Source organism: Bacillus thermozeamaize (genome assembly GCA_002159075.1).
In the GTDB taxonomy this organism is placed as follows: Bacteria; Bacillota; Bacilli; order ZCTH02-B2; family ZCTH02-B2; genus Bacillus_BB; species Bacillus_BB thermozeamaize.
In genome coordinates, this window is record LZRT01000089.1 from 1 (window position 1) to 12,328 (window position 12,328).

A 12,328-nucleotide genomic window follows, 5' to 3' on the forward strand; every position below is an offset into this window, starting at 1 on the left:
GCGGATCATATTGCAACTTGCGAAAATGAAAGAGCCGCTGGCAGCCGAGCACCCAGCCGACAATGAGATACAGCAGGATGCGGTAGAGGGGAAACAACGAGTTGTTTGCCTTCGCAAACGATAGCCCCTGCAGCGCCTTGGCGAGCTTGATTTTCTCGAGGTATTCCAGAAAGATTTTGGCGCCTCCGAAACTGGTCGCATGTCGCAGGGAAAATTCTGTCTTGATTTTGCTGACGGGTGTGGTAGACTTCACCTTAAAGGTGCTCCTTTCTTTGGCTGGGTTTTTTTCGTCAAACACCATTCTACCAAAGAATAGGAGCCCTTTTTATGTTTTTAAAAGAGTTTTACTTTCGAAATTCAGGTTGAAATGTTTCCAAACACGTACTATACTATCGGTAGATCGAATAGAAACGTTTCCAAACGATTGACGTGATCAAAGACCTTATTGGAGGGGCGTGATCATGGCGAATATGAAAGAGGTGGCTGCGCTAGCCAAGGTGGGGGTTGGTACTGTTTCTCGGGTGATTAATAATCCGGAATCCGTAAAACACGAGACGAGGGAAAGAGTGCTCAAAGCCATTAAGGAATTGAATTATGTGCCGGACGAAGTAGCCAGAAACTTCAAGAAGCAGAAATCCAATATGGTCGCGCTTTTGCTTCCAAGCATCTACAATCCTTTCTTCTCTGAACTGGGCTATTACATCGAAGACGAATTGGATCGCGCCGGTTACAAACTGATGCTTTGCAACAGCGGTGGAAAACCGGAGAAGGAACTGTATTACTTGGAGATGCTCCGGCAGAACAAAGTGGCGGGAATCATCGGGATCACGTACAACGACATTGAGGAAAGCGTGAAAGCGGGTATTCCGATCATCAGTATTGACCGCCATTTTGGGAATAAGGTCGTATGCGTCACTTCCGACAACTACGAAGGCGGAAGGATTGCCCTCCGGGAACTCGTCAAAGCCGGTGCCCGGAAGCCAGCTTATCTGGGCAACGTTCCGAAGGTAGAGTCTGAGACGATCAATCGGCGCGAAGGCTTCATTGCTGAAGCGAAGGCGCTGGGGATCGACTATGTCGTCTATGAAGAGCCGGACCCCATCGCGGATGATACCAAATATTTTAATCGCTTCATGGACCTATATCCGGATATTGACGGCGTATTCGCCATTACGGATATGCTGGCTGCCAAATATATTGAATATGCCAAACGCCGAGGCATCCGCGTACCGGAGGATGTCAAGGTGATCGGGTATGACGGAATCCAGGATCATCCTTACTTCCATCCGATTCTCTCTACCATCCGTCAGCCCGTTGAAGAAATGGCCCGGACGGCAGTGCGTTTGCTGCTGAAGAAAATTTCCGGAGAACGCATTGAACAACAAACCTATTACATTCCCGTAGTTTTCAGAAAAGGAGAGACCACATGATGGATTAGAAACGGCGAGAGGGGGTGGCCACTTTTTTGCCATCGGAATGGAAACGTTTTCAACTTTGTTTACGAAACCTTGGAAACGTTTCAATTCATAGTGGAGGTGCTCGATGAAAATGGTCAAAAGGAGAAGCATATGGGGCTTGCTGATCGTGCTATTCCTGCTCAGCCTTACGGCCTGCCAGGGCAATGGCGGCAACGAAAGCGGCGGAAACAACGCGGTATCCGAGGAATCATCCGACGGACCGGTCAAGCTGACCATGTGGGTTCACATTGCGGAAGATACATCCGAAGGAAAGGCATACAAGAAACGGGCGGAAGCGTTCAATAAAGCCAATGCGGGAAAGATCGAGGTGAATGTGCAGTTCATAGCCCGCGGCGGCGGCGGAACAGGGTATGAAGACAAAGTCAACGCCGCGTTGACGACGAATTCATTGCCGGATGTGCTGACGCTGGATGGACCGAATACGGCGGCTTATGCCGACTCGGGCATCCTGTTGGATCTCACGGATTACGTGTCGGAGGAGGCGAAGAACAATTTCTTGGATTCGGCGCTTGAACAAGGAACCTATAACGGCAGGCTCTATAGCTTGGCCATTCAAGAATCGACCGTCGTGATCTACTACAACAAAGACATGTTCGTGCAAGCCGGCTTGTGTAAGAGCGTCGAGACGTGCCAGGAAGATCTGGGGGTGACGGTGGACGATCCATGGACGTTTGATGAATTTAAAAAAGTCGCACGGAAGCTGAGGGATTACTTCAATAAACCGGCCATTGATTTACATTTGGGCTCGCAGGACGAATGGATTACCTATGCTCTTGCTCCGTTCATCTGGACGAGCGGCGGGGATCTGATCGGAGAGGATGGCCTCACCGCCGACGGTTATTTCAACAGCGAAGCCAGCAAGAAGGGGTTCGAATTCATCAAGTCCTTGGTGGATGAAGGGTTGACGACGCCGACGCCGGAGGACAAGGCGTTCGAAATGGGAATCTATCCGATGTCGTTGAGCTCCGCGTGGACGATACCGGAACTGAAGTACAGCTATGCGGAGAAGGTGCCCAATTGGGGCGTTCTTCCCTATCCGGTCGGAGACACGGGAGTACTTCACGCGCCGACGGGCAGCTGGGCCTTCGGGGTGAGCAAGACGACCAAACATCCGAAGGAAGCGGCCCAACTGGCGGAATGGATGACCAATACAGAATCCACCTTGATGTTCACCTCGGTGACCGGATTGTTGCCAGCCACCAAATCGGCCTATGAGCAAACGGACAGATTCGATCAAGACCCCGACAAATTGCTTATGGAACAACTGATGAAGGCCGGGCATCCGCGGCCCAAGACGGTAGCTTATCCGGAGCTTACGTTCTCGTTCCAACAAGCCATCGACCGAATCGTAAACGGTCAACCCGTCGATTCAACCATTGATCAAGTGACTGCACAATTGGAGGTTAAGTTGAAACGACATCGGCAATAAAATCAGGAGATTTGTTTACGATGAACCGGTTTACGATTAGACTATTTCTCGTCGTCGCGTTAATCCTTTGCATGGTCATCGTCTGGGACATCGTAAGGGCCAAGGATCAGAAATATAGGTTCAGAGATTCCGTTGTAGCGTATCTTTTCCTGGCTCCGGCGCTTGTACTCATCGTGCTCTTCGTCATTCAGCCGATCGTCCTATCGTTGTACTACGCATTTACGGATTATTACCTGCTGGAGCCAAACAACATCCATTTCACGGGCCTGGAGAACTTCAGATCCCTCCTGGACGATTTCCGGCAGAAGGGCGACGTCTATCATGCGCTCGTGAACACCGCTTACTTTGTCGTGCTGGTTGTACCGATTCAGATCAGCGTCGCACTGGGGCTGGCGTTGTTGGTCAATAAGCCGTTCAAAGGCAACACCTTCTTCAAGGTGGCGTTCTTCAGCCCGGTGGTCATGTCGCTCACGGTTATCTCGTTGCTCTGGTTGAACATCCTTCGTCCAGACGAGCAAGGAATGCTCAACGGGTTGCTATCCGTATTCGGCATTCCGCCGCAAAAATTCCTCAGCGACCCGGACCAGGCGATGACCATCATCGTGCTGGTGTCGGCATGGCAAGGCGCGGGATTTCAGATGATGATTTTCCTTGCCGGCCTGAAGAACATCTCGCCAGAACTTTATGAAGCGGCCAGCTTGGACGGAGCGAACGCGTGGAAGAAATTCCGGTACATTACCTTGCCGGGAATAAAGCCGACCACGGTGTTCATCATCATCACGACGTTCATCGCTGCGACGAAGCTCATCATCCAACCAATGATCATGACCGGCTACAAGAGTTACACGGTCACGCTCAGTTACTTGATCTACATGGAAGGTTACTTCTTCAAGATGGTTGGATATGCCAGTGCCCTTGCGTTGCTGGTCACCATCTTGGTCGGTTCGGCCACGATGCTCCAGCGTTACTTGTTGAGAGAGGAGGACTGACGGAAACTTGCGAGCCGCAAAAATCGTACGCATGACCTTAAGATACATCTGCCTGATTCTATTGGCCATAGTCTTCCTCTTTCCTACGGTGTGGATGCTGGCGGCATCGACGAAGTCGGATGTCATGATTTACAGCGAAATCGGCACTTTGGAGAGCTTCGTGCCGAACTTTCATGAACCGGATCTGATCTTCGATAACTACATCGACTTGTTCGTGGAGTACAACGTCTGGAAATATATGCTGAACAGCTTGATGTACGCCAGCGTGATCGTGGTGGGGAACATCTTGTTCAACTCCATGGCTGGTTACGCCTTGGCCAAATACTATTTCCCAGGACAGCGGCTGATCATGGGCATAATCATCTTCCTGATCGTGGTGCCCATTGAGACGACCGTCATTCCGCTCTATACCATCGTCCACAACATGAAGTTGACCGGCACGGTGTTGGCGGTGCTTATCCCGCCAATGGTGAGCACGTTCAATATCTTCTTGTTCCGGCAATATTTCGTTAGCGTGCCGAGGGAATTGGAGGAAGCGGCGCTGATCGACGGGGCTAACAAGGTGCAGGTATACTTCAAGATCATTATGGCGACTTCGAAGCCGATCGTCGCCACGATCGCCACCCTCACCTTCATCGGCGCCTGGAACGATTACGTGTGGCCCATCATGGTGCTGCCGGCACCGTCCGGCAAAGGCTGGCCTTTGTATCCGATTCAGGCCGCGCTGAACACGATTCAGAATCTGCCGACGATTACCACCGGCGAAGTCATGGCAGCCCTTACGGTCACGACGATTCCGCTGGTTATCATCTATGTCTTCGCGCAAAAGTATATTGTAGACGGCTTCATGACGGCCGGCATCCGGTGAAGAAGATTGGCGGAGTTTAGAAGATTGGCGGATTTTACGAAAAACGCTCAACTTATGGAGGTCGAACGAGATGAAACGGTTTATTTGCGCTGCCCTCACGTTCATGCTGATGCTCACGTTGGTCGCATGCGGCGGGAACAACAATGCGAACAATTCGAACGGTTCGGATGAAAACGTAGGATCCAACAACCAAACTCAAGCGGAATCTTCCAGCGCCGTCGATGAAACCCCCGAAGCATGCACGCTGACCAACGGCGGATTTGAAACCGGCGACTTGACGGGCTGGGAAGTCGTCGAAGGGGATGCCTTCAGTGATGATAACGTCGCCACCAACAAGACGTTTTGGGATGCGAAGATTCCCTTTAATCATGAAGGGAACTGGCATCTGTACGGCCTCGGATTCGACGAGACGATTAAGGAATCCAAGACAGGAAAATTGAAATCTTCCACGTTCAAACTGTGCGGTGACGGCATCATCTCCATGAAGATCGGGGCAGCAAGGGATCAGGAGAAAACATATGTGGGCGTCTTTCTCGCCAAGAACGACCAAATGATCGCAAAGCAGACGAATACCGAATTTTCCGATCCGGGCGTAGCCGACAAATCGCTGTATGAGAACGGGCTTGCTTTCACCAACAACTATGTGGAGTACAAGCTGGATCTGTCTCAATATCTCGGAGAAGAAATGTACCTCATGATTGTCGACGAGGATGATGACGGCGATTTTGGCTTTATCAACGTGGACGATATCCGGACCTACTATGTGAATGGCCAAGCCAAACCGCAAGAGCCCGGGGAAATCTTTGAAAAGAAAAGGGAGTACGTGCTCGAAGCGGAGGCGGCGTCACCGTACGAGATCGCCAATCCCGGATTCGAGACGGGAAGCCTGGCCGGATGGACGTTCGAAGGCGATGCCTTTGACCATGCCGGCGTGAATGATGAAGAAACATGGTGGGCGGAGAAAATTCCATACAACCGCGACGGCAACTATCATTTCGGCATGTTCAACGAAGCCGGAACCGGAACCCTGACGTCTTCGGTGTTTGAACTGGGCGGTTCGGGATGGATCACGTTCAAGCTCGGCGGCGGCAAGGATGTCACCAAGACGTATATCTCGATCTATGACGCGGATACCAACACGGAAATCGCCCGCTACGGCAACACGGAATTTGCCGACGTGAACTTCCCGAATATCGACCAGGGCATGCGACTCGCCAACATGGTCCAATACCGGGCGGATCTGTCCAAATATATCGGCAAGAAACTGTACATCCAAATTGTCGACAACGCGACGGCAGACTGGGGCCTGATGACCTTCGATTCCTTCTTTACCTACCACGAGGAAGTGCCCACGGAAGGCGTATTGGCGAAGAACTTGCTGGAAAAGTAAGCGTTGCTGGTCAAGGAGCCAGCAGGGCGAAGCCGGCTCCTTGAATCATCCCGAAACGACTTACGGACGGCAAATGAAGAGTGATGCAGATGAGAATAGGAAAAGTGCTGCTTACCATCGTTATGCTTGGCGCCCTCATCGTAAGCGCGGCCTGCCAAGGGCAAGAGCAGAAGGAGAACGATGATCTGGCGGCCTATTGGACCTTCGATGAAGGCAGCGGCGAGTCGCTTACGGACGACGTCAGCGGCCAGGCGCAACACATCCATTATGTCTTTAATCAGGAGAATCAGCCGTTGCTTTATAAGAAGGCGTCAGACCCGCTTTGGAGAGCAGCCGGCGTTCTGAATGGCGCCTTGCTGTTCGACGGATATTCGACGTACATCGAAGATGCGGATTTTGAGATGCCGCGCGATGCATTCACGATCAGCGTATGGGTTGCGCCGAGGGCTTTTGAATACGGGGATCAGGGCTATCTATCCGCCATTGTGAGCCAGGGAGACAAGGACCAGAAAGAGGGAATGGTGTTCGGACTGTACCGCCATGGAACCTGGTCTTTGCAGCTGGGCCTCGGCAACGAGCTGCTTTCCGATTGGGTGAGCATATGGGATGACGGCCATCCGGTATCCAAATACCAATGGTCGCATATCGCCGCCACCTTCGATGCCAAGGAAGGGAAAGCGGTTCTTTATCTCAACGGCGAGAAGATCAATGAGCAGGTGTTCACCGATTACATTGGAAAATCCGTCAATCCGAGCGACGATCCGCTGAGCATCGGGAAATATAACCACAACGTCAAAATTTCAGGCGTCTTCGACGTCAACATGTTCAACGGGCTAATGGACGATCTGCGCATCTACCGGAGAGCTCTGACGGATGAAGAGATCCGGCAGATTTATGATGAAGCGTTGCAAGCAAACGGCGGATCAATTCCGGAAATCGACTACGATCAGATCAAGATTGATCCCGCGATGTATGCCGATGACCGGTACCGCCCGCAATATCATGCCATCCCGCCGGGATATTGGATGAACGAGCCGCATGCCCCGTTCTATTACAACGGGAAGTACCATCTGTTCTACCAGCACAATCCGTTCGGCCCGTTCTGGCATCAGATCCATTGGGGCCACTGGGTAAGCGACGACTTGGTGAACTGGGAGCACGTGAAGGTGGCCATCTCCCCTGAAGCCGGGGATCTTATTCCCGACGGGGCATGGTCGGGCAGTGCAACGCTGGATCAGGACGGAAATCCGCTTCTGTTCGTGACTGCCGGCAACGACAGCGATTCCCCCAACCAGCGGGTGGCCATCTACCATCCCGCTGATCTCGAAGACCCTTACCTTACGGATTGGGAGCCCCTCTATCCTGAACCCGTCGTGGAGCAACAGCAGGGCCAGGGCGACTTCGGCGAATTCCGGGATCCCTTCGTCTGGAAGGACGAAGAGGAAGACCGCTGGTACATGCTCGTCGGCACCGGCACGAACAACAACAATGGCGGCACGGCGCTGATCTATTCCTCCGAAGACTTGAAAAATTGGGAATACAACGGCAACTTCTATGAAAGCGACGCGGGTAAATACCCGTTCCTCGGCGAGCATTGGGAACTTCCAGTTCTGCTGCCGGTTAAATCCAAGGACGGCACGGTGAAGAAAGACATTTTTCTGATTTCGCCGCAGGGAGATGGCGCGGACGTCGAGGTCTACTATTGGCTGGGCTGGTTCGACAAGGAGACGATGCGGTTCATTCCGGAACATGAGGAACCGCGCCTGATGGACTATGGTGGTGGCTTCTTCACCGGACCAAGCGGCTTTGTGGACCCGAAGACGGGCAGAACCATCCTGTTCACCATCGCCCAGGGGAAAGGAAGAAACTCGTGGGAAGATTATTATTCAGGCTGGGCGCATACGGCCGGATTTCCCGTCTCGCTGTATTTGGATGACGCGACTGGCGAGCTGCGTTTCGCGCCGATTGAGGAACTTGAACATATTCGGGAACAGACGCTGTTGGAACTGGAAGTCAGCACGGTGGATGAAGCCAACAGCCAGCTGAATGAAATCGGCGGCGACATGCTTGAGATCGATCTTGAGGTTGAAAACGTAAGCGCCACCCAGTTCGGTATTCAGGTAAGGAAGGACCCGGACGGCATGGAGTATACGTCCATCTATTATGATGCAAATGACCAGCAGCTGAAGCTGGACCGTCTGAACTCCAGCATCAACCAGACCGGACTGGGGGTAAGGGGAGCGCCGTTGCAATTGGCTGACGGCCGGATCTCCCTGACCATCCTGCTGGACCGGTCGCTTCTGGAAATCTACGCAAACGATGAGATCAGCCTCACTTCGCGAATTTTCCCCGGCCTGAAGACCTCAATGGGCCTCGAAATGTTCGCCGACGGCGAGATCGTCATTCGCAAGCTTAACGTCTATAAGATGAAATCCATCTATACGGAGACGACGGCTGAGCCGTATTACGGCAACACGGAATAAACGACAGATAAAGAGGGATATGGAGTGTCGGCAGATCGATATTCGCTTCAGAAGGCAGCAACATTCATCAATCAAAACAAAAAATATGTAAACACCTTCTACAAGCCGGTTTATCACGTGTCGGCCGAAATCGGCTGGATGAATGATCCGAACGGGTTCAGCTTCTTCAATCAGGAGTACCATCTGTTCTTTCAATATCACCCGTACAGTTCCAAATGGGGTCCGATTCACTGGGGGCATCTGAAGAGCAAGGACCTGGTAAAATGGGAAGTTCTGCCAATAGCCCTCGCGCCGGATCAACCGTACGACATCGACGGATGTTTCTCGGGAAGCGCCATCGAGGACGGCGGCCGGCATGTCCTGATGTACACGGGGCACACGAATCCCAAGCCCGATGATCCGTCTCTCATCAGGCAGACGGTCTGCATCGCCATCGGCGACGGGGTGACATACAAGAAACTGGACTCCAATCCGGTCATTTCTGCAGCCCACTTGCCCGAAGGTGCCTCGGTTCAGGATTTTCGGGATCCCAAGCTATGGAAGAAAGGCGGGCGCTATTACGCCGTCGTCGGCAACAGGGCTTCCGACGGTAGCGGACAAATCCTCGCCTTTCATTCCGACAATCTTGTCGATTGGCGTTACCTTGGCACGGTGCTTCGAAGCAACCATACGTTGGGGAAGATGTGGGAATGCCCCGATCTGTTCGAACTGGACGGAAAGGACGTCCTGCTTCTGTCCACGCAGTTCATGGAGCGGAACGGGGATTTTCACCAAAATATCCACTCCGCCGTATATCTAACTGGTTCGTTCGATTACGAGACCGGCCGGTTCGAACAGCGGACGGTTGACCAGATCGATTTCGGCTTCGATTTCTACGCGCCGCAGACGTTGATCGACGACAAAGGCCGCCGGATCTTGATCGCTTGGATGCAAATGTGGGACCGGCCGATCCCGACCGACGTGCACGGCCACGGATGGGCCGGGATGATGACGCTGCCGAGGGTGCTGCGGCTCGAAAGAGACGAGCTTTATCAAGAGCCGATTCAAGAGATCGAGCATTACCGCCGTCACCATGTCCACCGCCATGTGATTTTCTCGGAGCGATATACCGATCTGATGATTTCAGGCGACCAGATTGAACTTCAGGTGGCATTCAAGCCGCTTGACGCTTCGCGGTTCGGGATCAAGGTGCGAAAGAGCGGCCGGGAAGAAACCGTCATGTACTACGAGACGGCGGAGGAAAGATTCTACTTGGACCGGACCAGAAGCGGTCATCCCATTCAGGCTTCCCCAACGGAGGCGGATGCCGTGAAGAGAACCGTGCCCGTTCCGCTTAAGAACGGGGAATTGAGCCTTCGTATCTTCCTCGACCGCTCAAGCCTCGAAATCTTCATCAATGGCGGGCGCAGGGTCATGAGTTCGACCATCTACCCGATCATCGACGGGAGAGCCATCGAATTCTTCGCCGACGGCAAGGTAGAAATGTCCGTCGATAAATGGGATCTGGTTGTGGGTGACTAAGGATACCGTATGGTGTGATTGGCTCCAGACTCACTACACCCTCACTTCAGCCTGTTGAAGTTCGCTTCAGCAGGCTTTTCATTTTTTCAAGGACGCAATTAATAGTATTTGTCGGGCAGGGTTGATAAAAAGATTTGTGGACGCTTTTTTTGTTTTCAGTTTTCTTGGCTGGATCTGGGAAAGTCTCTACTGCACCATACGCGACCGCAACTAGGCCAACCGCAGCTTTCTCTACGGGCCGATCTGCCCAATCTACGGATTCGGCGGGTTGCTGGGGTTTATCTAAAGGTGGACATTTGCGCGGAAACGGCAGCAAGGGCGGGCAAGTCCATTGAGTGCACTATAAAAATTCGCGGTTGACGTGCACCGTGAACGTTGAAACGTTCGTGTTGCTGCGGTCACTGCGTAGAAGGATCAAGCACGACCATTGATGGGCACTCTGGGTGTCGAGTGCGAAAGTGCCTCGCTTTTTATTTCAGGATTTTTGGCGACTTTCTCTTTAGTTAAATTTGAATGGGACAAAGATAGCAGGAATGATGTCGCAATTTGTAGAAATAATAAACAAACATATGTTCCATGACATCCTTGTTGTCATTTTCAGCAATTTATAATGGCTGTATAATGGCTTTGAGTTCCAACCAGGAGGCATCATACGTTATGGCATCAGCGCAAGCAGACATCACATTCGAAAAGGAACTGTTCGAAGCAGCCAACCGGATGCGGGCGACGGTGGCACCGGCGGACTACAAGCATATCGTTCTCCCGCTTATTTTTCTGCGCTACCTGTCCATTCGCTATGATAAGCGTCGCAATGAATTGGAGCAGATGGTGCGCGATCCGGGGAGCCCGTATTACTTTGAAAATCCCGAGGACGCCAATTTGATTCTGGAAGACCGGGATTCATACATCGCCGAGCGCGTATACGTGGTCCCCGAGCAGGCGCGCTGGTCCTACATTGTCAAGAACGCCAAACAGCCCAACATCAAGGAAATCCTCGACAACGCCATGAAACTGATCGAGGATGAGAACCCGGAACTGGCCGGGGTACTGCCGCGCATTTACCGGACGACCAATCTGCCCAACGAAAACCTGGCGGCGCTGATCGAGATCTTTTCCCGTGACGTGTTCAGCGCCTACAGCGATGATGCGGTGGACGTGCTGGGGCGCGTGTTCGAATATTTCATCGGCAACTTCGCCTCCAGCGAGGGGTCACGCGGGGGCCAGTTTTTCACGCCCAAGTCCATCGTCGAACTGCTCGTTGCCATGCTGGAGCCGGAATCGGGCACGATCTTTGACCCGGCCTGCGGTTCCGGCGGCATGTTCATCCAGTCCCAGCGCTACGCCAAAAACAAGCATGCGCTTTCGTTCTACGGCCAGGAAAGCGTGGACACGACCGTCCGCCTGGGGAAGATGAACGTCCTCATTCACGCCATCAACGCGGACATTCGTCTGGGTGATTCGCTGCTGGATGACAAGTTCAAGGACCAAAAGTTTGACTTTGTCCTCTCCAATCCGCCCTTCAACATGAAGTTGTGGGGCGCGGACAAGATCCAGAAAAACGATCCGCGGCTGATCGTGGAGTATGACAAGGCCGTCACTGACAGCAACGCCAACTACATGTGGATGCAACATTTCCTGTACCACCTGAAGGAGGGCGGCACAGCCGGATTCGTCATGGCCAACGGGGCGATGACGACGAACGTAACCGGCGAGAAGGAAGTCCGCCAGAAGTTGGTGGATGAGGGCTATATCGACTGCATCGTGCAACTGCCGGAGAAGTTGTTCTTTACCACCGGCATTCCGTGCTGCCTCTTTTTCCTGAGCAAGAACCGGGATGGCCAAAAGGGCTTTCGCCCGCGGAAAAACGAAGTGCTCTTCATCGATGCCCGGAAGAAAGGCGTCATGGTCAGCCGCCGGCAAAAGGCGCTCACGCCGGAGGACATTGAAGAAATTGCGGCGGTTTACCAGGCGTTTCGGAAAGTGAACGGGAAATTTGAGCCCGTGGAAGGTTTCTGCAATACGGCAACCATCGAAGAGATCCGGGCGAACGATTACAAACTGACGCCGGGGATCTATGTCGGAACGGAAGTATCCGAGACGGACGATGTTCCCTTTGAGGAAAAGATGGCGGAACTGATGGGGCGGCTGCAGGAACAGTTTGCGGAGTCGA

Annotated in this window: 8 protein-coding genes and 1 pseudogene; 8 read left to right on the forward strand and 1 reads right to left on the reverse strand. The window is 52.7% G+C overall.

Features of this window, described 5'->3' with window-relative positions:
• Positions 1 to 253: pseudogene (locus BAA01_12295) on the reverse strand (transposase).
• Positions 254 to 461: 208 nt separating this feature from the next.
• Here BAA01_12295 and BAA01_12300 point away from each other — a divergent pair.
• The 8 genes from BAA01_12300 to BAA01_12335 all read left to right on the forward strand — a co-directional run.
• Positions 462 to 1,430 (forward strand): LacI family transcriptional regulator, encoded by a 969-nt coding sequence (locus BAA01_12300; GenBank protein ID OUM86560.1) that lies wholly within the window; start codon positions 462 to 464, stop codon positions 1,428 to 1,430.
• A 112-nt stretch (positions 1,431 to 1,542) separates the two neighbouring features.
• Entirely contained in the window at positions 1,543 to 2,907 is a 1,365-nt protein-coding gene (locus BAA01_12305) for a hypothetical protein (protein OUM86561.1), read from the forward strand.
• A 71-nt stretch (positions 2,908 to 2,978) separates the two neighbouring features.
• Complete coding sequence (locus BAA01_12310; GenBank protein OUM86564.1) at positions 2,979 to 3,896, forward strand: ABC transporter permease; 918 nt, start codon at positions 2,979 to 2,981, stop codon at positions 3,894 to 3,896.
• Between the two features lie 31 nt (positions 3,897 to 3,927).
• On the forward strand, positions 3,928 to 4,764 hold the full coding sequence (locus BAA01_12315) for an ABC transporter permease (GenBank protein ID OUM86565.1): 837 nt from the start codon (positions 3,928 to 3,930) through the stop codon (positions 4,762 to 4,764).
• Positions 4,765 to 4,834: 70 nt separating this feature from the next.
• On the forward strand, positions 4,835 to 6,154 hold the full coding sequence (locus BAA01_12320) for a hypothetical protein (protein ID OUM86562.1): 1,320 nt from the start codon (positions 4,835 to 4,837) through the stop codon (positions 6,152 to 6,154).
• A 122-nt stretch (positions 6,155 to 6,276) separates the two neighbouring features.
• Positions 6,277 to 8,637 (forward strand): glycoside hydrolase, encoded by a 2,361-nt coding sequence (locus BAA01_12325; GenBank protein ID OUM86566.1) that lies wholly within the window; start codon positions 6,277 to 6,279, stop codon positions 8,635 to 8,637.
• A gap of 138 nt (positions 8,638 to 8,775) precedes the next feature.
• Positions 8,776 to 10,158 (forward strand): hypothetical protein, encoded by a 1,383-nt coding sequence (locus tag BAA01_12330; GenBank protein ID OUM86567.1) that lies wholly within the window; start codon positions 8,776 to 8,778, stop codon positions 10,156 to 10,158.
• A gap of 657 nt (positions 10,159 to 10,815) precedes the next feature.
• The coding region (locus tag BAA01_12335) for a DNA methyltransferase (protein OUM86563.1) at positions 10,816 to 12,328 on the forward strand (1,513 nt) is incomplete at its 3' end.